The organism is Vibrio sp. B1Z05 (assembly GCF_052955985.1).
In genome coordinates, this window is record NZ_CP130463.1 from 325787 (window position 1) to 350373 (window position 24587).

Below are 24587 nucleotides of genomic sequence, written 5' to 3' on the forward strand. Positions count from 1 at the left end.
TTTATTAAATTTATGCGTATTATTTTCCTAGGGATGGTTATCGCTATTTTATCTGGATGTTCAATGGGCCATAGAGACCCTGTTGAGGTCAAGAAAGCTTTGAATGAAGCAGCGAATCAAGCAAATAGCAAAAGTTTGGACGAACTGCCTGACTCAGTGCAAGCTGATCTGATGCCTGAATTAGAAGGCTTATCCTCTTCTGAACAACCGACGATAAAGCGCTTTAGAGTGCAGGCAAATGGCGTTCCGGCTAAAGCCTTCTTCGCCAACTTAGTCAAAGGTACTGAGTTTAGTGTTGCTATTCATCCTGATGTTACGGGCCGAGTGACAGTAAACTTAACTGACGTCACTATGGATGAAGTGCTCAATGTCGTGCGTGATATCTACGGATACGACGTCGTTAAAAGTGGCAAAGTCATCCAAGTTTACCCTGCAGGACTGCGTACTGAGACTATTCCTGTTGATTACTTACAGCTGAAACGAATTGGACGTTCTTTAACGTCGATTACCAATGGCTCAGTATCATCTAAAGATGATGGTTCTAGTAGCAGTAGTAGTGACTCAAGCTCATCGAGTTCTTCTTCAAGCACATCCACCGAGAAAACCGGTGGTACTGATATTGAAACCTTGAGTGAAAGTGACTTCTGGACTCAATTAGAAAAATCAGTGTCAACTTTAATTGGTGCCAATGGTGGACGCAGTGTTGTGGTGTCGCCACAAGCAAGTGTGATTACTATTCGCGCTATGCCAAATGAAATTCGTGAAGTTCGCCAATTCCTTAACGTGTCTCAAAAACGCTTACAGCGTCAGGTTATTTTAGAAACGAAAATTTTGGAAGTCACTCTAAATGATGGCTACCAACAAGGCATTGAGTGGAGCAACATGAGTGCTTCTCTTGGCGGTGCTGATGTTGTGGTAAACCGCGCGGCTTCTACGCTAGCAGGTTTAGATCCTATCGCCGATCTATTAGGCGGCTCTACCAGTGTTACGGTTTCAGATGGCAATTTCCAAGCGGTACTGAACTTTATGGCAACTCAGGGGGACTTAAACGTTCTTTCTAGCCCAAGAGTGACCGCCGCCAACAACCAAAAAGCGCTGATCAAAGTCGGTGAAGATGAATACTTTGTGACTGACGTCAGCAGTGTAGTGGGCAGTGGTGATAACGCGAATGTTGCACCAGATGTTGAACTAACGCCATTTTTCTCGGGTATTTCTTTGGATGTGACACCGCAAATTGATGACAAAGGCAATGTATTGCTGCATGTGCACCCAGCGGTTATTGATGTGTCGACAGAAGTAAAATCTATCGATCTTGGTGATACCGCAGGCGTGATTCAATTGCCACTGGCTAAAAGCTCTATTCGTGAGTCAGACACGATTATTCGAGCGTCGGATGGCGATGTTGTCGTTATCGGTGGTTTGATGAAGTCATCAAATAAAGATGTCGTTTCAAAAGTTCCTTTCTTAGGTGATATCCCAGGTATTGGACACTTATTCCGTAACACTGTGAATTTAAGTGAAAAAACCGAACTGGTTATCTTACTTAAACCAACGGTTGTTGGCGTGAATACTTGGCCACATGAGATTGAGCGCTCACGAGATTTATTGAACGAATGGTTCCCTGAAGGGCAATAATGTATTTTTCTCGATTTGGTTTTAATCAACCGCCGTTTGGCCTAACGCCAAATACTGAGTTGTTTCACGGATTAGCCCCACATTATGAGGCGATCAATACCGTGATGTCTGCAATCAGTATGGGGGAAGGTGTCATTAAGTTAACTGGAGAAGTGGGCACTGGAAAAACCATGGTGTGTCGCATGCTGATAGAGCAACTAGAGCATGACTACTCATTGGTTTATCTACCCAATCCGGTACTTGATGGCGATGGCATTCGCTTTGCGATAGCGAAAGAGCTGCAAGTTGATACGACAGATCAAAGAGCGATTGTAGACAATATTCAACAAAAATTATTGCTACTTAGAGAAGCTGGAAAACCTGTAGTGGCTTTAATTGACGAGGCGCAAGCATTAAGTGATGAAGCACTGGAAACCATACGTTTGTTTGGCAACCTTGAAACCATCAATAGTAAGCTACTGCAAATTGTGTTGATTGGACAACCAGAGCTTGAAGAAAGGCTCTCTTTGCATCATTTAAGACAATTTCGACAACGCATCACCTTTAGTGCCGAGCTAAGACCGTTAACCTTAGAAGAAACCGCGGCATATATCGATCATAGGATCACCTCTTGCGGTGGCAGTAAAAACTTGTTTAATTTGCGTCAAAAGAAAGCCATTTGGCGGTCGGCGTCAGGGATTCCAAGAATCATTAATCAGCTGTGCCATAAGGCATTGTTATTGGCTTTTACTTGCGACAAACAAACCGTCGCCAATCGACATTTGTTCGATGCAATGAAAGATACCTATGTAATGCAAAAGCCAAAATATAAAACACCATGTTTATGGGGATGGCAACAAGTATGAGTGTAGTGAATAGCGCCCTATCTAAATTAGCGGATAACGATAAACCGCAAGGGCAAACCATAACCAAGGCTGAAGTGCCTAAAATCAAACGCTCAAAACCTTTGGTCTGGTTGATTGCTGGATTTACCATTAGCATGGCTATTGGTGGCTGGGCTGTATCGCAACAAGAAAAAGATCTTGGATACAGCACATCATCAGATGCCATTACCACTAAGCAAGAATCTGCGCCGGAAGCGACGGTGTCTGAAACAGCATCACAGCAAACAAGCCAACCGTCCGCCGAACAAGCTCAGCCAATGAGGCTTTCCCCGACGCACAGTAAAGTGCAACAATCGGTGAAAATTCACAGTGCGCAACCTATCGTGCCCGTCGCTGATCCTGTCAAAAAAGAGGCAACGAAACAAACTGTTGCTAAGGTGAGTGCTAATGAGCCAAAAGCTCAGCCTGTTGTCGCTAAAGCGAAAACTGTACCAGTTAAAGTAAAACCCGCTCCGGCTAAAACAACGACTGCTGCGGCTCAGCCTAAACCTGTGGCTAAAACAGCAAGAGTTAAAGCTGCGCCAATAAAAGCAACGCCAATAAAAGCTCAAGCTAAAGTCGAAGAGCCGATTTTACTGGCAAAAGTGAACACGCCAACGAATCAAGAAAGTATGACGGTTGAACATGTTGAGTTAACCCATAGAGAGCTGGCGGATAAGTCAGTTGCGATAGCCGAGAAGGCAATTGACTCCAATGATGTAAATACAGCGTTTACTGAATACAACAAAGCTTTGCGCTTAGTACCGGGTGATGAAAATATCCGCCAAAAATTAGCGGCACTTTACTACGGAAGAAAAGACCTGAGAAAAGCGGCCACAACGTTGCAAGACGGCATTCGTCTTAATGACCAGAGTGAAGCGCTTCGCTATTCATTGGCTAAATTGTTGATTAAAGAACAGCAACCAGAGGCTGCGCTCAGTGTATTAATTACGGTGCCAAAAACAGCCAGTAATGATTATCTGGCGTTGCGTGCAGGCCTAGCTCAAGAAGTAAAAAATACTGATGTTGCGCTAGAGAGCTATCAAATACTGTCAGAAAAAGATCCTAACAATGCCCGCTGGTGGTTAGGGTTGGGCATTTCCCAAGAGCGCAGTTTAGATTATAAAAATGCGCAGGTTTCTTACACTAAAGCGATAGGCTTAGTCGGTGTTTCTACCAAAACACAGTCCTTTATTCGAGACCGTTTAAAGCTTCTTAAATCATTAGAAGGGGACGATAGTGGCAATTAAACTTGTAAAACGCTTAGGTGATTTGTTAGTTGAAAGCAACATTGTTTCCGAAGAACAAGTACAGCAAGCTCTTGATGCACAAAGACAAACGGGGCGAAAGCTCGGTGATACGCTTATTCAGTTAGGCTTTATTTCCGAAAAGCAGTTACTTGAGTTTTTGTCTCAGCAATTAAACTTGCCACTGATCGATCTTAACCTAGCGCAGGTAGATGTGGATGCCGTGCAGTTGCTTCCCGAAGTGCATGCACGCCGCCTAAGAGCCTTAGTTATCGATTGTCGCGAGCATGTTGTGCGCGTGGCAATGAGTGACCCTGCCGATCTGTTTGCTCAAGAATCGGTACTGCGTCTGCTATCAAATTACGACATTGAATTTGTTATCGCCGCCGAGCATCAATTAGTGTCTGGTTTTGATCGTTATTATCGTCGCACTAAAGATATCGCTTCATTTGCCGAACAGCTGCACGCAGAGCACCAGCCTACCGACAGTTTTAACATTTCGGCAGGCGATGATTCAGACAGCGATGAAGTGACCGTTGTTAAGCTGATTAATTCCTTGTTTGAAGATGCAGTACAAGTTGGCGCATCCGATATTCATATTGAACCAGATGAAAACGTGCTTCGTTTAAGGCAACGTGTCGATGGCGTTTTGCATGAAACCATTTTAAATGAAGTGAATATAGCCTCGGCATTAGTGCTTCGTTTAAAACTGATGGCCGATCTGGATATCTCAGAGAAACGTCTACCACAAGACGGTCGTTTTCATATTAATGCCAAAGGGCAATCCATTGATATTCGTATGTCGACTATGCCAGTAGAGTTTGGCGAGTCGGTGGTAATGCGTTTGCTCAATCAAACCGCAGGTGTGCGTCAGTTGGACGAAACAGGCTTACCTGAACACCTATTACAGCGCATTCGTTATCAATTGAAGCGTCCCCATGGAATGATTTTAGTTACCGGACCGACAGGTTCAGGTAAAACCACCACCTTGTATGGCGCACTGACAGAACTTAACTCTCCGGGTAAGAAAATCATCACAGTGGAAGACCCTGTTGAGTATCGATTACCACGAGTGAATCAGGTGCAGGTTAATAGTAAAATTAACTTGGATTTCTCCACCATATTGCGAACTTTCCTACGTCAAGATCCCGACATTATTCTAGTGGGTGAGATGCGTGATAGAGAAACGGTCGAAATAGGCCTGCGTGCGGCTTTAACCGGTCACTTAGTATTAAGTACTTTGCACACCAACGATGCTGTTGACAGTGCATTGCGTATGATGGATATGGGCGCACCGGGTTATCTCGTTGCAAGTTCGGTTCGCGCTGTATTAGCGCAGCGTCTTATTCGTCGTGTCTGTACCGATTGCGGTGAAACTCACAGTGTTAGTGAGCACCAACAAACTTGGCTGCAAGCGCGCTTCCCAAATCAATCTCATGCGACCTTTAGTAAAGGTCGAGGTTGTCAAAGCTGTAACTTAACAGGCTATAAAGGCCGTGTTGGTGTGTTTGAATTGCTGGAATTTGATCAAGCGCTAATGGATCTGTTGCGAGCCAATGACGCCGTTGGTTTTACCCAGCAAGCCAGACATACCCAAGGGTATAAGCCTTTATTGGTATCCGCAATGGAGTTGGCGCTGCAAGGGGTTGTAAGTTTAGAAGAAGTGATGACTTTAGGTGAGGGTGACAGCTCTGGCCTTATTGAACCGTATATTTTGTAGGGGTTTATGGCTACTTTTAAATATCAAGGACGAAACCTCGAAGGGCAAAAAGTCAATGGCCTCGTCGATGCAGCTACCCAAGAATTAGCGGTAGAAGCATTGATTAGCAAAGGGATCATACCGACTTCACTGCGTTCAGGTAAAGCGAAGGGAACAAGCAACTTCGACTGGAAGGCAATGTTTGTTCCTGCGGTGCCACTTGAAGTGTATGTGATATTTTGCCGCCAAATGTACAGCTTAACCAAAGCGGGTATTCCGCTATTACGCGCCATTCGAGGCTTAACCTCAGATGCGAGTAACAAGCAACTTAAACAAGCATTAGAAGAAGTGGGTAATGAACTGACCAATGGTCGCAGTTTGTCGGCATCCATGCAGCTTCATTCGCATGTGTTTAGCCCTTTATTTGTGTCTATGATTTCCGTCGGTGAAAGTACCGGACGTCTTGACCAAGCGCTATTGCAGTTGAGCCACTATTACGAGCAAGAGTTAGAAACCCGTAAACGAATAAAAACGGCAATGCGTTATCCGATATTTGTGTTGTCCTTCATTGGCATTGCGATGTTTGTGCTTAACGTTAAGGTTATTCCGCAATTTGCCAGTATGTTTGCTCGTTTTGGGGTCGATCTGCCATTGCCGACGCGCATCTTGATTGGTACGTCGAACTTTTTCGTAGAGTATTGGACCTTAATTATCGCAGTCATTGTCGGTTTACTGTTTGCTTTTCAGGCTTGGATCAGTCGCGCCGAAGGGCGGGAAACTTGGGATAAAATTCGACTGCGCTTCCCTGTTGTGGGCGATATTGTCAATCGTGCTCAACTGGCGCGTTTTTCTAGAACATTTTCCTTGATGTTGCAATCGGGCGTTCCGTTAAATAACGCATTGGCATTATCAGCCGAATCCATGGACAACAAATATTTAGAAGCACGCTTATTAGAAATGAAAGCGGCGATTGAGGCGGGCTCTGCAATCTCCAGTGCGGCAAAGAATACTGGAATATTTACCCCATTAGTTCAGCAGATGATTTCGGTCGGGGAAGAAACTGGCCGTATTGATGAGTTGCTGATAGAAGTGGCTGACTTTTATGATCGTGAAGTGGATTACGATCTTAAAACACTGACTGCTCGCATAGAGCCAATCTTATTGGTGATCGTTGCCGGAATGGTATTGATCTTAGCATTGGGTATTTTCCTTCCAATGTGGGGAATGCTGGATGCGATACAAGGATAATTGTGGAAACAAGTTATCGAAATTCTAACTTAGTGCAACTGGCTGCTTGGGGCAGTGTTGTACTGATTTTAATCGCAGTATTGTTGACTGCGATGCATCGAATAAGGACGGAAGCCGAAAGCACATTAGTATCGTTAATCGCCAGCAAAGCACTGTTTAGGGCTAACCATTTGCGTCAGCATTGGGAGATGCATGGCAAGCCTATGCAGGCCAAGATTAACGATAAAACGGTGTCGTTTAATGATAAAGGCTGGGTAAAACCGATATTGGATGAAACACAAAGTTGCGAAGCATGGCAGACATTCATATTGCCAAAATCTAAGCAAGAGTATTCACCTATATCGGTCGAATTGTTTCAGGAGGGTAACGTGTATTCATGTGCCTATACTTTTAGTAACCAAGAGGTGTTAGTGATAAAAATGGTTGGAGGAAGTCTATCTATTCAAAAGGAAAGTTGAAGATATTTCGTACATCTATGTCTATTTATAAGTAGATTATTTAAACAATAAGTATATAATCTGCCGTCCAAATTTATACCCAAGAGGGATTTTTATGAAACGTAACTCCGGTTTTTCTTTGGTTGAACTTGTTATCGTTATCGTGGTGCTTGGTCTGTTAGCTGTTGCTGCATTACCTAGATTCTTAAACGTGACTGACAAAGCAAAAGAAGCAAGTGTAGAAGGTGTGGCTGGCGGATTCGCTACCGCTGTATTATCGGCTCGCGCGCAGTGGGAAGCAGAGCAACGTCCTCGTGCACTACCGAATGACAAAAATAGTAATTTTGTTGATTATGATGGTAGTTATTTTCAATTAACCTCATCAGAAAATGGAACTACTACCGTTCTTCGCGATGGCTACCCTATTGCATTTGCTGGTGACACTGAACCAAAAACTGCATCACCAACGGCTTTGACCGAAGATGCGTGTGTTGATCTGTTTGAAAACCTACTACAAAACCCACCAAAAGTGGGCACAACAGCTGATGTAGCTACTGACAGTACTATCAAATATTCAGCAGAATTAAGTGGCACTAACTGTCGTTATACTCAGTTAGGTGGTAACCAAGCAGCTTCAGCACATTACTTTGATTATGATGTGTCTAAAGGCGCAGTTAACGTAGTCTTAAATTAATGAAAGTGGCATGAACGCTTTGTAAGGTTAACCAGTCAGTAGCAATGATCTTTTGGGTATTGTCTTGCTACTACTGGTGTTTAACGTGGTTTTAGAGCGTTTTTGTCGTGCTTTCATGTAGTAACTGAAAAAGAGCAACACACTCTGATATAATCCTTATCAAAACAAGGGATTATAAAAATAAAAAATGAGTCGATATGTTATAAAAAAGCATGCATATCACTTGTTTATATTATTTTACGAGTTAATATATTTAGTAACAGTTCAAGTATGTTAAATACATAAAAGGTAAAAAATATGAAGAAGCAAGGCGGTTTTACACTTATTGAGCTTGTAGTAGTTATCGTTATTCTAGGTATCCTAGCCGTAACAGCTGCTCCTCGCTTTTTGAATCTACAATCTGATGCACGTGAGTCTTCTCTACAAGGCTTGAAAGGTGCAATGGCGGGTGCAGGCTCTATCGTTTATGGTAAGGCTGCGATTGAAGGTATTGAGACAAAAGCTTCTGGTGCTATTGATACTGGTATTACTGTTGTATACGGTTATCCAGATGCAACTTCAAGTGGTATTGTTAGCGCAGTTCAGGGGCTTGACGATGATTGGACTTATGAGGTCAGTAATAATCAATTATTTGCAACTTTTGCTGGGACCGCGTCAAGTGCAATTCAATCATCAAACTGCTTTGTTACTTACACTGATGCAGCAAGTTCTGTAGCTACTCCATCTATTGTGGTAACTAATAGCGGTTGTTAATTAACTGCGTTAGAGAAAAAGGTCAGCTTTGCTGACCTTTTTTATTTTAATCTCACTAAAATTAGTTTGATATGCACGCACTATTTTCGAATCTGATGCTGAATTAGTTACTAAATTCTATTTAGAACTATTTGATAAAAATAACTTCTAATTTTAATAAATTCAAATAGAGAAAAAGTCGAAACAGGCAACAAGTTAGACAACCCATTTTATAAGTTAATATGCAGTAAAAAAGGTTTTCATATCTTGTTTATCTCCATTCACAAGCTAATATAGTTAGTAACGGTTATCGTGGTACATAAAGGTAAAACATGAAAAAACAAGTTGGCTTTACGCTTATTGAACTTGTCGTAGTTATTGTCATTCTAGGTATCTTAGCCGTAGTAGCAGCTCCTCGCTTTTTGAATCTACAATCTGACGCACGTAAGTCTTCTTTACAAGGCTTAAAAGGTGCAATGACTAGTGCTGCATCTATTGTCTATGGTAAGGCTGTGATAGAAGGTAAAGAGACTTTTGACATGAATGATGTAGAGGTTGAGGGTATCAATATTAAATACGGTTATCCCACAAATAGTGATGTAGGAATAATGAAAGCCGTAGACGGCTTAGATACAGATTGGACTCCTAGATTTTTAAATAACGGTAAAGATATGGTCTTTACATTTAAAGGACAAGACTCGAGTCAGTTTACTGATACCAATGGCTGTTACGTTAGATATGATCAAGCGACAAGTACCGCAGCTAATTTGTCAGCTAAAGCAACCGTTGTTGATAATGATTGCTAACTTAGAATATTAGATTCCAGAAGGCCGACTCTGTCGGTCTTTTTTATGCATCTTATCAAATAACATATTTTATAATGAAATTAATTTCAATTATATATAAGGCATATCATTTCATTGCATATTATGTGCATTATAAACAAAGAATTATATATCCAAATATAACCTTCCATAACGCCATATATTATAAAAAAGAATATCGCTATCTACCGTAAATTTGACCTATAACGCCTATTTATATTTACTTACAAGTTAACATACTTAGCAATAGGTATATTGGGTTATATAAAAGGCGACAAAATGAAAAGGCAAGGTGGTTTTACACTTATTGAGCTTGTAGTGGTAATAGTTATTCTAGGTGTTCTAGCTGTAACAGCGGCTCCTCGCTTTTTGAACTTGCAATCTGATGCACGTAAATCTTCTTTACAAGGCTTGAAAGGCGCAATGACTAGTGCTGCATCTATTGTTTATAGTAAATCAGTTATCGAAGGGAAAGAAACTCGAGTATCAAGTGCTCTAGCAAGTAATATAGAGATTGCTTATGGCTATCCTGTGGCATATCCGACGGGGATTGTGCGTGCTGTTCAAGGCCTAGATGATAAAGGTGATTGGGCTTATGGAACCCATGACTCTTCGCTCTTTGCTACTTTCTCTGGCTCTGTATCGGGAGCTTTAGATATCAGGAATACAAACTGTTATGTGGATTATAAAGGAGCAACGTCAGTTGCTGTTCCATCGATAACCGTTATTGATTCAGGCTGTTAATTATTAACATCAAACTAAGGTCAGCAATCGCTGACCTTTTTTATTCCCAACAATCATGCTATTTCTTAGCGAGATTGCATTCAATTCTATATAATCTAATTACTTACGTTTTCATTGGTTAGGGACAAGCAATGGATCACCAGCCTATTGCAAAGAATATAAAAGGTTTTACCTTGGTCGAGCTGATTATTGTCATAATCGTGGCTGCGATTTTGTCTTTGTATGCCTCAAGTAAATATATTGGTGTATCACAGTTTTCCGCTCAGGCCGCACAGCAGCAAGGCATTGCTGTTATTAGGCAAATTCAGCTAGGCAGAATGCAGTCTAATATTGAAGATAGTAGCTTACTTCATCAACGATTTCGCTTAGTGGTGACGGGGCAATGCTTAGGTTCGCAACAAGCCTGCACCACCAATACCCAACCTCTGAGCAACGTAGTGGTTCTAGAAAATCAAGATATGAGCTTTTCTCCTTCAATGACCATTGATTTTGATTTACTGGGTAACCCCACCTGCAGTTCAGGTTGTACTACACCAGTAGCAGGTCAGTCTATCCATATTTTTGTTGCTAGCACTCAAGATCAGCAAGAGATCTGCATCAATAGTCAGGGGTATGTACATGGCTGTTAAAAAGCAGACAGGCTTTACACTTATTGAAAGCATCATCGCTATTGTTATCTTGGGGATTGCTCTAATCACCTTGACCAGTTTCCTGTTTCCTCAAATCAGCCAATCAGCCAAACCTTTTTACGAAGTACGAGCATCGGCGTTAGGCTCAAGCTTGATGACTGAAATCTTGGCCAGAAACTTTGATGAGCACAGTGATCATGATGGTGGAAGATATCGTTGTGGTGAAAGTGACTATATTGATAGTTCCGCTCAACCTATCCTATGTACCGCAAGTGCCGATTTTGGTCCTGACAACAATGAGCCGCCCGCGTTATTTAATGACGTGGATGATTATATAGGTTGTTGGTACACCACTACTGATTCGCAAAATAGCTGTATTGATAAAACTCATGGCGGGAAATTAACCGATATTTTTGGTAGTGATATCAGTGGTGATTATTTAGGTTTTAGAGCGGAAGTGAGGGTTGAATATGACCATGACACTCGCTTAGGAGATGCCAGTCAGGATTTATTTAAAAAAATCACAGTCACGATTACCGCTAGCCAATATGGGGACTTCAAATTTATCTCATATAGAGGGAACTACTAATGAAACAACGTGGTTTTACTCTTATTGAAATGATCATAACGATCATTATTCTCGCGATTATATTTTTAGGCATTGCAGGTTTTGTGGAGTTTGGTACTAAAGGATATGTACAGTCTGTTGATAGACAGCGATTACAAAACCAAGCTCGTTTTGCTATCGAAAAAATGAGCCGAGAGATACGTTATGCTGTGCCTAATAGCTTTAAAACAGTCAGCGATGACTTAAATAAATGCTTAATTTTTTACCCAATCCAATATTCTGGTTTTTATAAATTTGTAGAGTCCACAAAACATGTAGAGTTCGTGGTTAGCAATGAAGACTATTCACATCCACATACCTTTTCAACAGACACTCGATTAGTCATAAACCCCAGTCGAATAGAAGATTTAGATGAGTCCGGTCCTCAAGCTGTTGGTTTAGGAAGTACCACTACATCAACCTTGGGACACTACTTCTCGGTAGCAATGAATTTAACCAGTCAATCGAGTGCCAAGCGACATTTTATCTATCAAGATAAAACGGTGACTTACTGCGTAGAACGTACCAGTACTAGTGACGAAATAGGAAGAGTAGTGCGTTATTATGGCGATATTGAGCCCAATACCGCCATTACTGATATTAATCATAATATCGGTGTGATAGTGGCAACGGGTCTTGCTTTTAGTGACAGTGATTTCATTTACCAACAAACAGCTCTTCAGCGTGGCGGGTTAGTTCACCTTGATTTATTGTTCAAAAACGGTGACGAGCAGAGTCAATATAAACATGATGTGCAGGTGAGCAATGTACCGTAATAATCAAGCATCAATGAACTCCCAAAAAGGTAATGTGTACATCATTGCGGTTTTTATTATCGTAGTTTTAGGTATGTTGACCTTAAATCTCACCAGAATATCCTGGTCAAACCAAGATACATTAACTCGTGAAGTATTGGGTAAGCAAGCTTCAATGTTAGCCCAATCAGCCAATGAGTGGGCTTTGACTTATTTGTTTCCGTTAGATGGAGACGATGACTATACAACCTTATCCACTCGCTGCGGCACGCTGGAAACTGACGCAGTCAATGCCGCCACTGCTCTGGTTGAAAATAGCGGCGTTTCTTGCAGTGCTCCAACCATTTCTTGTGAAACATCACCATCAAATATACCTGCAGATATGGACAATATCCCCGAAGAATTAAAACACCTCTCTATATCATCCAGAGCTATCTGTAATGATGGCAATACCTTTGAAGTAGAGCGTCAGCAAACGGTTTGGGTTCGAGGAGTTAAAGATGAATAGGTTATATTCTTTTGCTGTCTTTATTTTCTTATTCTTGTTTTCTCATTCTGTTTTTGCAGAAACTTGTTCGGTGGCGGGGAACAAAGATTACGTGGTTCAGTTTCAGGTAGTTGGTTCAAATGATTATCAAGATGTAGCGTTTTCACATGGCAATGGCAATAATCAGAAGAAATTTGTTTTGTGGTATACGCAACAAGAGCGTTCAGGAGATTACTCTTTTAACGAACAAGGTTTAATTCTTGGTCATACATATACTGTTCGAATTGAAGTTGAGCATACGACTGGAAATAGTAACATTGCAAATTATTATTGGGTTGAGAATGGCGTTAAGGTATTCAAAGAGACTCAAAATGATGTTGCTGCGAATGGTGCTCTTGAAGGAACAGGTACTAACATAAGCAATCTTGAGTGTGGGGAGTCAGTTGATCTTCCTGAGCCAGAAGAGCCTGAATTACCAGAGCAGTGTGCTGTATTCCCACATGTTGTGCAATCTTGGGATAGTGCATCTACTTTAGATATTAGTCAGGGTGATCCTTCAATTTTTGGTACTGCTAACGCTGCTGGTTCTGTTGGTTTTGGTTCTATAAATCAACATACCCATTGGCAATTAGCATGTGATTCACTACTTTGTAGTACTGACCCAGCATTACTAATTTCTGAACCTGCCCCAATCCCCTTTTCAAGTGGTGCCTCATTACCTTTTGATCCAAGTCAGTTAGAAATACCTGAAGGTAAATATGACGATATTAGTGATACTTGGAGAACTTATACATTAACGGGGACTTATTATGAAATTTCAAATTTATCTCTTCTTGGATCTGCGACACTTAAAGTCAAGCCAAATACTTTTATAAAAGTAAATAAATTTATCTTAGATGGTAGTGCATCTATTGAGTCAGATACTGGAGGTGATCCCGTAGGATTGGTTATTTGGGCAGAAACTGAATCTAATCAAGCTCCTAAAATAACATTTTCTAGTAGTACTAATTTATATGCTGATTTATTTAGCCGAGATAATGTAACTATCTCCGGAGGAGCAATACTGAAAGGGTCAGTGACTGCTAAGAATATAAATATGGCAGGTAGAAGAATAGAAAGAGTAGCAGACAGTGATGTATGTGACCCAACGACACCACCCACAACAGACTACTCACTATCACTCACCCCAGCCCAAGGCATCCAATTAACTTGCACTGCTCAACAACTTGATTTCCAAGTAAAAGACTCCTCTGGGAATAACACTGGTGCTTACACTGGAGATATCGAAGTTACTGCAACTGGCGGCACCAATACTAGTTTTAATGTACTGCAAGGCTCTCCACAAGGGGGCAATCTCTACAAGGCAAATAGCAATGGATTATTAAGCCTTAGCATGGATGAGAATACCGTTAGTGATGTGGTAGTGACGGGCAGTTTACAAGATGACCCTAGTGCCACATCAGTGACTGGAAACTATAAATTTGTCGCCTATAAGCTAGGTTTTTCGCCTAATCCAACCAACATTGTTGCAGGTAAGCCGTCAGAAAATGTATCGGTGCAACCATTGGAATGTTTGAACGATGCTCCTGTGGTTTCAGCAGATTATAATGGCGCAAAGCAAGTTGAATTATCCGCTACCAATTACATCGCTCCATCATCAACGGTTCGTCCTAGTGAGGTGATTAAAGTAAATGGTTCGACTACGCCTCAAGGTAGTATGAATCTTGATTTTGGAAGCAATAGTACCGCTAATATTCAGGTTGAATATGCTGAGGCAGGTAGTGTCTCTTATACAATGACAGATGAAATCTGTATTGATGATGGGCAAGGCTCGCAAGAGTGTAGAGAGTATTCTGGAGAGCATCAAATCCAGTCTCGTCCATGGACATTTGCTCTTTGTGAACCTAGTGGTGCTGATATTTCAGGTACATCTAACTCTGGTAGTGTCTTTAAACGTTCAGGAGAGCTTTTTGCTTTAAATGTGACCCCAATTCACTGGGTGAGTAACGAAAGTACAGCTCCAAATGTTGCTATTGATGTTAGTAATTATTGTAATCAGCTAGATACATTAGAAACTAAAAACTTCTATGCAGACTCAGCGCCAGCGGTGAGTGTCAATTTATCAGCGGTACTTGATTCACCAAGCGCAGGCGAACTTGGCAGTGGTTTAGAGGGAATCCCACCGAATGGTTTAGCTCACAATACAAACCCTATAGCTTTCTCTTCATTATTCTGGAAAGAGGCGGGGAGTTTGAAAGTGACTGCAGATTTGACCAATCAGGCTGATTATCTGTTTGAGCCTATAAACCCGGGTTATCGCACTGTAGGGCGATTCTCCCCATCGCAGTTGGTCATGCTAGATGAAATTAGTGATCCTAGTAATGTTTGGACGCAGTGGCAGTATGCATCAAACCATGATGGCTTTGCCTATATGAGTCAGCAATTCCCGCATTCGTTTAAAGTTCAAGCACAAGCGAACGATGGTACGCCGACGTTAAATTATGGTTTATTTGGTAATGATTACATCTCAACACTCGATTACATGGCGAATACGACAGGTTTAGCGACTGATGTTAGCTTGTTGAATCGAGTGGCTAATACGCAGACTTGGACAGGAGCGGATTGGCCGAAAACCTTGGCTGAAAATCCATCAATACTTTCAGTGCAAATGGATGATTTTGCATTTATGAAAAAGGTGGATTCAACGGTTGGCAGTTTTATTGCTACAGAGCCAGATGGACCATTTAACAGTAGTAATTCTATTTTTGGCCTTGAAGTCACCACAATTATCGATGATGTAAATTTTTCTGTTCTGGATATGCCAGATGTCAACACTGGAACGAATGTCGGTAGTGCTTTCCCTGAGCAACCAGAGTTTCGTTATGGTCGTATGCACCTAGAAGATGTAGGAGGCAATACAGGCCAAACAATACGAGTGCCGTTACGTGTGGAATACTGGGATGATGGCGAGTTTAAGACTAACGATAAAGATAGTGGCAGTGAGTATGACGCGACTAATCATTATTGTGTGCAGACGATTTGGAATAATCAATCTGCAACCACAAACGCAGCGCTAGTCAGTGGTGGAAATCATAGCGTAGCGCAAGGTTTGTCGGATGAACTGCATGCTGAGCATGTTCCAACGAATACAGCAAATACTGAAAGAGCTCAAGTAAGGCTCTGGTTACGTCAAGCCGATGACTCTCCGCAACGCAGCGAAACCAATATTGACTGCTCAAAAGCTACGTCATTCACCAACCAACCTTGGCTTCAATACAATTGGAGAGACAAAGGTGATGAAGACCCTTCCGCTGTCGTTACTTTTGGTGTCTTTAGAGGCAACGATCGGATCATATTTAAAGGTGAGCGAGCATTAATTGGTAACGAAAACTGACTTTTTTAGTGCCTAAGTCAGGACAGCGTCAGAAAAAGGCACTTTATATCAATCTTTGTTGTCCAATGCCTTGCCCAATAAGTGTGGCATTGGTACATTTAATACAATTTTATCTTCCAAAGATTGTGAGAAGAGCGCTTAGTTATGTTTAAAAAAATTCGCGGAATGTTCTCAAACGACCTGTCTATTGATTTGGGTACAGCGAACACACTCATTTATGTTAAAGGACAAGGCATTGTTCTTGATGAACCGTCGGTAGTGGCTATCCGCCAAGATCGCGCAGGTTCAACTAAAAGCGTTGCGGCCGTTGGCCATGACGCAAAGCAAATGCTAGGACGTACTCCTGGTAATATTTCAGCGATTCGTCCGATGAAAGATGGCGTAATTGCAGACTTCTTTGTTACTGAAAAAATGCTTCAGCATTTTATCAAACAAGTTCATGACAACAGTTTCTTAAAACCAAGCCCACGAGTTTTGGTTTGTGTTCCTTGTGGTTCAACACAAGTAGAGCGCCGTGCGATTCGTGAATCAGCACTAGGTGCAGGTGCTCGTGAAGTGTACTTGATTGATGAGCCAATGGCGGCGGCAATCGGTGCGGGTCTACGCGTATCAGAACCAACCGGTTCTATGGTTGTTGATATCGGTGGTGGTACGACTGAAGTTGCGGTTATCTCACTAAACGGTGTGGTGTACTCTTCTTCTGTGCGCATCGGTGGTGACCGTTTTGATGAAGCTATTATCAACTATGTGCGTCGTAACTACGGCAGCTTGATTGGTGAAGCAACAGCAGAAAAAATCAAACATGTGATCGGTTCAGCTTACCCTGGCGATGAAGTAGAAGAGCTAGAAGTTCGTGGTCGTAACCTTGCAGAAGGCGTGCCGCGCAGCTTTAGCCTAAACTCAAACGAAATCCTTGAAGCACTGCAAGAGCCTCTATCTGGCATCGTTTCTGCAGTTATGGTTGCACTAGAGCAGTGTCCACCTGAACTGGCTTCGGATATTTCTGAAAATGGTATGGTTCTCACCGGTGGCGGCGCGCTACTGAAAGATCTAGATCGTTTGCTAACAGAAGAAACTGGCATCCCTGTTGTTGTGGCAGAAGAGCCGCTAACTTGTGTGGCTCGTGGGGGCGGTAAAGCTCTTGAAATGATTGATATGCACGGCGGTGACTTATTTAGTGAAGAATAAGTCTTCCACTGAATCACACCCACTAGTAACAAAAACGGGTAATGAAGAATGAATCCAATCTTTGGCAGAGGTCCTTCTCTGCAATTGAGACTCTTTTTTGCCGTATTACTATCAGCCAGCTTAATGTTGGCTGATAGTCGTTTAGATACCTTCTCAAATGTACGATACGTGTTAAACAGTTCTGTCGCTCCAATCCAGTACCTTGCTGATCTACCTAGAAGCATGTTTGGCAAGCTTTATGAACAGGTAAGCAGCAAACAACAACTGTTGTCGACCAATAAAGCGCTCCGTGAACAACTACTGAAAATGAACAGCGAACTGTCGCTGCTCTCTCAATATAAAGAAGAAAACCAACGCTTTAGAAAGCTGTTGGGTTCTAGCTTTGTGCGAGATGAAAAAAAGGTAGTGACGGAAGTGATGGCAGTTGATGCCTCTTCATATCACCAACAGATCATGATTGATAAAGGCCGTGTTGATGGTGTTTATCAAGGGCAACCTGTGATTAATGAAAACGGTATTGTTGGGCAGGTCACTGAAGTAGGCGCTCACAATAGCCGAGTGCTACTGCTGACCGATGCTAACGCCGCAATTCCAGTGCAAGTCATTCGTAATGACATTCGAGTGATTGCCGCAGGCAGTGGTGATTTGACGCAAATGCACTTGCAACACATCCCAAGTAATTTTGATATTCAAGAAGGTGATGTACTGGTCTCATCTGGTTTGGGTGGTGTGTATCCTGAAGGGTATCCAGTGGCGACTGTAAATAAAGTTCAAATAGATAACCACCAACCGTTTTCAACCATTACCGCCATACCAGCGGTAGACTTTGGGCGTTTGCGTTATCTGCTGTTGGTTTGGCCTCAGCAAACGTCGGCCAATGAGCAACCAACGCTGATTGAATCCGCACCAGCCACAGCAACCGAACAGAATCCAACAACAGCGCAAGCCGGAGAAAAAGATGGCGAATAGTATCTTTGGTGGCAAGCTTGTTATCTGGACGACTTTTTTAGCCGCTCTGATTCTACAAACTATTCCTTGGCCAGGCACAATGGATATGTTGCGTCCGTCATGGTTGGTATTGGTCACCTGTTATTGGGTGATGGCCGCCCCGCATAGAGTGAATGTGGGAACAGGATTATTTTTAGGTTTATTGTGGGATCTTTTATTGGGTTCCACGCTAGGTATTCACGGCTTGATGATGGCAATAGTGACTTACTTAGTGGCGATTAACTTTCTAGTTATTCGCAACATGGCATTGTGGCAACAAGCGTTGGTGATGGCGCTTTTGAGCATGTTAAGCATTACCATAGAGTTCTTTGGCGAATTTGTTATTCAAGATGTGGTCTTTAACCCTGCATCACTGTGGGTAGCCCTTATTAACGCTATCCTTTGGCCATGGCTATTTTTATTATTACGTCGTGTTCGCCGTATTTGGAGAGTAAGATAAGTGATGCAGAAATCTCTTATTTTAGCGTCAGCGTCGCCAAGAAGACGTGAACTTTTATCTCAACTAGGCTACGAATTTACTATACTTATCAGCAATATAGATGAAGTTCGTAATGCAGGGGAATCCCCTAGCCAATATGTACAGCGATTAGCTGAGAATAAAGCGCAAGCTGTCCTTGAGCAAGCTCGCTCTGAAGGCATAGTTGAACCTATCGTTATTGGCTCAGATACCATTGTAACTCAGGGTGAGTGTGTATTTGAAAAGCCAGGTTCTGTGCAAGAAAGCTTAGAAATGCTCGGTCAACTGTCGAACGCAAAACATCAAGTGATGACGGCAGTCTGCGTTTCTGATCTTCATAAAACAGAGACCATTATTTGTATTACAGACGTATGGTTTAAACCTCTCAGCCGCCAAGAAATAAAAGATTATTGGTTGACTGGTGAACCATGCGATAAAGCAGGAAGCTACGGAATTCAGGGTATAGGCGGAAAGTTTGTTACGCGCATTGAGGGCAGTTATCACTCAGTCGTAGGGCTACCTTTATTTGAAACCGAACAGCTCTTGCACCAATTTTTATAAGTTTTAGAGGTGCGCCATGAGTGCAGAGTTATTGATCAACTCAACACCGAGTGAAACTCGGGTTGCTATGATTGAAGGCGGTGTCCTTCAAGAAGTTCATATAGAAAGGGAAGCGAGACGAGGCATTGTAGGCAATATTTACAAAGGTCGAGTCAGCCGTGTATTACCAGGGATGCAAGCTGCGTTTGTTGATATTGGTTTGGATAAAGCGGCCTTTCTACATGCTTCAGATATTGTGCCTCATACTGAGTGCGTTGCCGAAAACGAAAAACAGCAATTTAAAGTGCGTGATATTTCTGAACTGGTTCGCCAAGGTCAAGATATCGTGGTGCAAGTGGTTAAAGATCCCCTTGGCACGAAAGGCGCCCGTTTAACCACCGATATTACTCTTCCTTCTCGTTATTTAGTCTTCATGCCTGGTGCAAGCCACGTTGGCGTATCACAACGTATCGAATCAGAAAAAGAGCGCAATCGTCTTAAAAAAATCGTCGCCCCTTATTGCAGTGAATCCGGCGGATTTATTATTCGAACGGCTGCTGAAGGCGCGGATGAAAAAGAGCTGGCTCAAGATGCGGCTTTTTTAGAGCGCTTGTGGGAGAAGGTGATGGTTCGCCGCTCCAAATACATTACCCGTTCAACACTATACGGAGAGCTAGGGCTTGCTCCGCGAATTTTACGTGACTTTGTCGGTACTGAATTGTCTTTAATTCAGGTCGATTCACGTATGGTGTTTGAATCATTGCTTGAGTTTACCGAAGAGTTTGTCCCTGAATTAATGGACAAACTGGTGTTGTATGATGGTGATAAACCTATTTTTGATTTATACGATGCCGAGAGCGAAATTCAACGCTCACTTGATCGTCGAGTCAATTTAAAATCAGGTGGCTCGCTGATCATAGATCAGACAGAAGCAATGACGACGGTAGATATTAATACCGGAGCCTTTGTCGGTCGTCGTAATTTAGAAGAAACCATTTTTAATACTAACCTCGAAGCAACCGAAGCTATTGCTCGTCAACTTAGGTTACGTAACTTGGGTGGCATCATCATTATAGATTTCATCGATATGATCAGTGATGAGCACCGCAAGCGTGTGCTTGCTTCACTTGAAGCGGCTTTAAACAATGACCGCGTTAAAACTAATATCAATGGTTTTACTCAATTAGGATTAGTTGAGATGACACGTAAGCGCACTCGAGAAAGTATTGAGCACGTATTGTGTTCAGATTGCCCTAGCTGTGAAGGCCGAGGCGCAGTAAAAACCGTTGAAACTGTATGTTATGAAGTGCTTCGTGAAATCACACGAGTTAATCGTGCTTACGATGCGGACCGATTCTTAGTTTATGCTTCATTGGCGGTTGCGGATGCATTGCAAGGTGAAGAATCTCACGCATTAGCCGAGTTAGAACTGTTTATAGGTAAAGAAGTTAAAATCACAGCCGAACCGCTTTATGTTCAAGAGCAGTTCGATGTTGTAATGATGTAGGGTAGTGATTCATTGGCGTCATTCTCAGTTCGACTAGAGCGACTTTTTCTCTCGCTATTAGTGTTTATATTTGTATCTTTAGCGGTGCTTGTCACCGCTTTACGCATTGCTTTGCCTCGGTTAGATAACTATCAACAAGAAATCGAAACTTGGGTAAACAAAGCGTCTGGCCTTAACTTCACCATTGGTGAGGTACATGGGTATTGGAAAAATACTCATCCTTCTCTTTCTCTATCAGGCTTACAAGCAGACATTCCTAAAGGCGTAAAAGCTTTTTCTGTTGGCGAAGTTACCGCTGAATTTGATCTGGTTGATTCTCTATTAAGCTTGCAACCTAAGATCAGCGAATTAACTGTGAATGGATTGCATATTGATATCAGTGATATCGATCTATTCCACCGCAGTAATACAAATAGTGAGCCGCCAAAAGAGGGTGAGCAACAACTTCTAAAAAATCTAGAAAAGCTAATTCTGCGTCAGTTAAGTGAATTTTCACTCAAAGATTCGACCTTAGTGTTTAAAGATGCTGCGGGAGATGTGCGTGAAGTTGAAATCGAAAACCTTAACTGGCACAACAAAGCCAATCGTCACCGTGCTGACGGGGTGATTAGTGTTAAAGACGTTCAACTGAACAGCGTCAGCGTTATTGCTGATTTTACGGATAACGATGGTATTGCTGACATCAGTGGTGACTTTTATCTGCAAGGAAATAACTTCAATATTACCCCCTGGGTTTCCCCTTATTTAGCCGATGGTATCGTGGTAGAGAAGGGAAGAGTGAGCCTAAACACTTGGGTTTCTCTTAAAAATAACCAACCTATTGATGCTTATCTGGAAATCTCTCCATCGCGTTTAGAGTGGAAAGACAAACATAACAAAAAGAACTCCATTTCCATCCAAGGTGGAGTGATGAAGCTAGATCCCACTGACGATGGCTGGCAAGTGAATGGTCAAGATCTTGCGTTTCGCTCGAATGGCTCGCAGTGGCCAGAGCTTAACTTTGCTTTGCAATGGGCTCCAGAGCAGTGGAAGTTAAATGTTAATCAGATAAAAATCGGTAGCTTAACACCGATATTAGATTTACTGCCGGATATGGAAAAAACACAAGACTGGATCAATACCGTTCAACTTGGCGGTGAAGTGACGGATATGCGTGTTTCCATGGGCAAAGGCATAGAGACACTTCGTTATTCAGCCAAACTTAAAGATGGACGCATGAAGCAATGGGAATTACTTCCGGGTTTCCATACTTTAGAAGCGCAAGTCTTTGGTCGCTCCGATCTGGCGAAAGCCAAAGTCACCATGATTGATGATGTATTGCCTTACGGCGATGTATTTCAAGCACCACTACGCATTCGTCAAGCTGAGCTTGATTTAGTTTGGCAATCCGATGATGACGGCTGGCGACTGTGGTCAGACAAAGTCACCGCTGCGACACCGGATCTACAAGTGCTCGGTGCTTTTAAGCTCGACTTCCCGAAAGATGCACCCACGTTTTTGTCTTTCTACGCAGAAGCCGATTTACTTAACGCTGGTGAAACGTGGCGTTATTTGCCTACCTTAGCCTTAGGCCGTAGCTTGACCGATTACCTTTCTGCAGGCATTCAAGGTGGTACGGTAAAAACCGCTAAATTGCTTTGGTATGGTGAACTGTCCAAGTTCCCATATCGTAAAAATGACGGTGTGTTTCAGGCTTGGGTTCCATTGCGAAAAACCAAATTTAGCTTTAGCACAGCATGGCCAGCATTAACCGATATGCAACTTGATTTGCTGTTTGAAAACGAGACGATGTTCTTAGATTCTAGAGACGCAAAACTGCTGAATATCCATGCCGATCGCATCTCAGGTCAAATTCCTCAAATGCATGGCGATGGGCATATTGAGCTGTTTGCCGCAGCCAAAGCGGAAGGCTCTGATGTGCGAGACTACATGAGTGCTACGCCGTTAGTTGGTTCGGTGGGAGCAGCATTAACTACCATAGATATCAAAGGACAAGTTGACTCACAGTTCCAGCTTTACATTCCATTTAGCGAGGGTGAAGACGCGAGAGCGTGGGGCTATGCTGACTTGAAAAATAACAATATCAATATTACTGCGCCGCCAATGATGCTAGAAAAAGCCACCGGTCGTATAGAGTTTGATAATGATGTGGTTAGCACTTCTGGTTTAAAAGCAAGGGTATTGGATCAACCTATTTCGCTCGACTTTACCGGGCAAAATGCCGAAGCGAGCTACGATACTCGTATTGATCTTATTGGTGACTGGCAAGTTGATCCCTTAGTGCCATACCTTGGTAAAACTTGGCTAGAGCCTATTTCAGGTAGAGCGCCGTGGAATATGGGAATTGATCTACAGATCAATGATGTAGGCTTTACCTATCAGTTGGATGCTAAAGCAAACTTAACGTCAGTGGCGAGTACTTATCCAGCGCCAATGCGGAAAAAGAAAGGCGAAGTGTGGCAAGCTCGCATGCAGGCATCAGGCAACCAAGAGTCAATCTCTGCCAGACTGCAATTGCCAAAAGCGAAGTTCCAAACTGAAATTGATATTACTCAGGGAAGACCGGTACTTAAAGCGACCAATACCATTATTGGTTCGGGCAGTTTTCGAGTTAGCCCGATTGTTGGTCATCACGCCTCTTTGCGTTTACCAGAGTTTGATTTAGACCAATGGATGCAAGCATTAGACCGTTCCACTGTGGGACCTAAGCCGATTGTTAGTGAACTGAATGCCCCAGAGTTTCCAATTCCGCAACGTATACAGGTACAAACTACTAACCTTAAAGCGGGCGGTTTAGATTGGAATGATGTGGATTTGTTGGCTCGTAATCGCGGTAATAAGTGGGATTTCAACGTAGATAGCTCGCAGTTAAAAGGTAAAGCCGATTACGATGGGAAGCACCTAGGTGTACATTTATCTAAACTACAACTGTACTTAGCCGATCCTGAAAACCTTGTTGATGAGTCAATTGTCGATCGAGGCGATCGTAAAGAAACTAAGGCGGGCAAGCCGTTAATTTCAGACTTTGATAAAACCTTCTTTGCCAAAATGCCGAGCTTTGATTTACAAATCGATGATTTTTGGATGCAAGGTTATAAAGTGGGTCAGGTTGATGTGGTGATGAAACACGATGGTGACCGCATTGTGTGGGACAAAGCCAATTTAACCAGTGGTCAATCGAGCTTATTAGCCAGCGGCTGGTGGAAGTTAACCGATAAAGACAGTACTACTCATTTAGACTTTAATGCTAAAGGCGAAGATAACTCGGAAATCATGGCAAGGTTTGGGGTGAACTCAGGCATTCAAAAAGCGCCATTTGAGTTTAACTCCTCTTTAGATTGGAAAGGTTCGCCATGGAATATTCAGATGGATACCCTCAATGGCACGCTAGATGCAGAATTTGGCCGTGGGGTGATTTCTGATGTTGGTGGTGCGGCTAAATTGCTGGGTATGTTTAGCTTAGATTCCTTGATTCGCCGTATGCAGTTAGACTTTAGTGATGTGTTTGATGATGGTTTAGCTTTTGATTCTATCGAAGGTAAAGGCAAAGTCGAAAATGGTATATTTGTCACTAACGATCTACAAATGGATTCGATATCCGGCGATATGACCATTCGTGGTCTAGCAAATTTGAATACTCAAATGGTGGATGCGGAAGTGACCTTTAAACCTGACGTAACGTCAGGTATTCCAATGCTGACCGCTTTTGCCGTAGCGCCACAAACCGCTTTATACGTATTGGCTATCAGCACTGTTGTGGCTCCGGTAATTGAAGTTATTACTCAGGTCACCTATGAAATCAAAGGGCCAATGAACGCTCCGAAAGTGCGAGAGAAATCGCGCCGTAAGGGAGACTACGAAGTACCTAAAAAACTTCGCTCTGAGTCATAGG

At 42.5% G+C, this 24587-nt stretch carries 21 protein-coding genes; all 21 read left to right on the top strand.

The window, feature by feature from the left end; translation table 11 throughout:
- Window positions 1–12: 12 nt before the first annotated feature.
- The 21 genes from mshL to QV280_RS01675 all read left to right on the top strand — a co-directional run bounded on the left by mshL (window position 13) and on the right by QV280_RS01675 (window position 24586).
- Window positions 13–1635 carry a pilus (MSHA type) biogenesis protein MshL gene (gene mshL / locus QV280_RS01575; protein WP_172972824.1) on the top strand — a complete coding sequence of 541 codons (1623 nt, stop codon included), beginning with the start codon at window positions 13–15 and terminating at the stop codon, window positions 1633–1635.
- Window positions 1635–2480, top strand: a complete 846-nt coding sequence (locus tag QV280_RS01580) for an ExeA family protein (protein WP_023402544.1) — start codon at window positions 1635–1637, stop codon at window positions 2478–2480. The genes mshL and QV280_RS01580 overlap by 1 nt, the downstream gene beginning before the upstream one ends.
- On the top strand, window positions 2477–3748 hold the full coding sequence (locus tag QV280_RS01585) for a tetratricopeptide repeat protein (protein ID WP_152821389.1): 1272 nt from the start codon (window positions 2477–2479) through the stop codon (window positions 3746–3748). Before QV280_RS01580 ends, QV280_RS01585 begins: the two co-directional genes overlap by 4 nt.
- The gene (locus tag QV280_RS01590) at window positions 3738–5465 is read left to right on the top strand and encodes a GspE/PulE family protein (RefSeq protein WP_367869600.1); all 1728 of its coding nucleotides are present in this window, start codon (window positions 3738–3740) and stop codon (window positions 5463–5465) included. The genes QV280_RS01585 and QV280_RS01590 overlap by 11 nt, the downstream gene beginning before the upstream one ends.
- Window positions 5466–5471: 6 nt before the next feature.
- The gene (locus QV280_RS01595; protein WP_152821387.1) at window positions 5472–6692 is read left to right on the top strand and encodes a type II secretion system F family protein; all 1221 of its coding nucleotides are present in this window, start codon (window positions 5472–5474) and stop codon (window positions 6690–6692) included.
- Window positions 6693–6694: 2 nt separating this feature from the next.
- Entirely contained in the window at window positions 6695–7150 is a 456-nt protein-coding gene (locus tag QV280_RS01600) for a hypothetical protein (protein ID WP_367869599.1), read from the top strand.
- Between the two features lie 94 nt (window positions 7151–7244).
- Window positions 7245–7823, top strand: a complete 579-nt coding sequence (locus tag QV280_RS01605; protein ID WP_152821385.1) for a prepilin-type N-terminal cleavage/methylation domain-containing protein — start codon at window positions 7245–7247, stop codon at window positions 7821–7823.
- A 297-nt stretch (window positions 7824–8120) separates the two neighbouring features.
- Window positions 8121–8576, top strand: a complete 456-nt coding sequence (locus QV280_RS01610) for a type II secretion system protein (protein WP_152821382.1) — start codon at window positions 8121–8123, stop codon at window positions 8574–8576.
- 311 nt (window positions 8577–8887) lie between these two features.
- Complete coding sequence (locus QV280_RS01615) at window positions 8888–9361, top strand: type II secretion system protein (protein WP_152821380.1); 474 nt, start codon at window positions 8888–8890, stop codon at window positions 9359–9361.
- A 297-nt stretch (window positions 9362–9658) separates the two neighbouring features.
- The gene (locus tag QV280_RS01620) at window positions 9659–10123 is read left to right on the top strand and encodes a prepilin-type N-terminal cleavage/methylation domain-containing protein (protein WP_021712425.1); all 465 of its coding nucleotides are present in this window, start codon (window positions 9659–9661) and stop codon (window positions 10121–10123) included.
- 131 nt (window positions 10124–10254) lie between these two features.
- Window positions 10255–10752: a prepilin-type N-terminal cleavage/methylation domain-containing protein gene (locus tag QV280_RS01625; protein WP_152821378.1), complete on the top strand. Its 498-nt coding sequence runs from the start codon at window positions 10255–10257 to the stop codon at window positions 10750–10752.
- Window positions 10742–11341: a type IV pilus modification PilV family protein gene (locus tag QV280_RS01630; RefSeq protein WP_152821377.1), complete on the top strand. Its 600-nt coding sequence runs from the start codon at window positions 10742–10744 to the stop codon at window positions 11339–11341. The genes QV280_RS01625 and QV280_RS01630 overlap by 11 nt, the downstream gene beginning before the upstream one ends.
- Complete coding sequence (locus QV280_RS01635) at window positions 11341–12135, top strand: prepilin-type N-terminal cleavage/methylation domain-containing protein (RefSeq protein WP_152821375.1); 795 nt, start codon at window positions 11341–11343, stop codon at window positions 12133–12135. Before QV280_RS01630 ends, QV280_RS01635 begins: the two co-directional genes overlap by 1 nt.
- Window positions 12125–12622 (top strand): hypothetical protein, encoded by a 498-nt coding sequence (locus tag QV280_RS01640; RefSeq protein WP_152821373.1) that lies wholly within the window; start codon window positions 12125–12127, stop codon window positions 12620–12622. Before QV280_RS01635 ends, QV280_RS01640 begins: the two co-directional genes overlap by 11 nt.
- The gene (locus QV280_RS01645) at window positions 12615–15995 is read left to right on the top strand and encodes a DUF6701 domain-containing protein (protein WP_152821371.1); all 3381 of its coding nucleotides are present in this window, start codon (window positions 12615–12617) and stop codon (window positions 15993–15995) included. Before QV280_RS01640 ends, QV280_RS01645 begins: the two co-directional genes overlap by 8 nt.
- Window positions 15996–16139: 144 nt before the next feature.
- Window positions 16140–17183 carry a rod shape-determining protein gene (locus QV280_RS01650; protein ID WP_021712419.1) on the top strand — a complete coding sequence of 348 codons (1044 nt, stop codon included), beginning with the start codon at window positions 16140–16142 and terminating at the stop codon, window positions 17181–17183.
- A 48-nt stretch (window positions 17184–17231) separates the two neighbouring features.
- Entirely contained in the window at window positions 17232–18152 is a 921-nt protein-coding gene (mreC, locus tag QV280_RS01655; protein WP_152821369.1) for a rod shape-determining protein MreC, read from the top strand.
- Window positions 18142–18630, top strand: a complete 489-nt coding sequence (gene mreD, locus QV280_RS01660; protein WP_023402559.1) for a rod shape-determining protein MreD — start codon at window positions 18142–18144, stop codon at window positions 18628–18630. Before mreC ends, mreD begins: the two co-directional genes overlap by 11 nt.
- 3 nt (window positions 18631–18633) lie before the next feature.
- Window positions 18634–19209, top strand: a complete 576-nt coding sequence (locus tag QV280_RS01665; protein ID WP_023402560.1) for a Maf family protein — start codon at window positions 18634–18636, stop codon at window positions 19207–19209.
- Window positions 19210–19225: 16 nt separating this feature from the next.
- The gene (gene rng / locus QV280_RS01670; protein ID WP_023402561.1) at window positions 19226–20695 is read left to right on the top strand and encodes a ribonuclease G; all 1470 of its coding nucleotides are present in this window, start codon (window positions 19226–19228) and stop codon (window positions 20693–20695) included.
- 12 nt (window positions 20696–20707) lie between these two features.
- Complete coding sequence (locus QV280_RS01675; RefSeq protein WP_152821367.1) at window positions 20708–24586, top strand: YhdP family protein; 3879 nt, start codon at window positions 20708–20710, stop codon at window positions 24584–24586.
- Window position 24587: the final 1 nt, after the last annotated feature.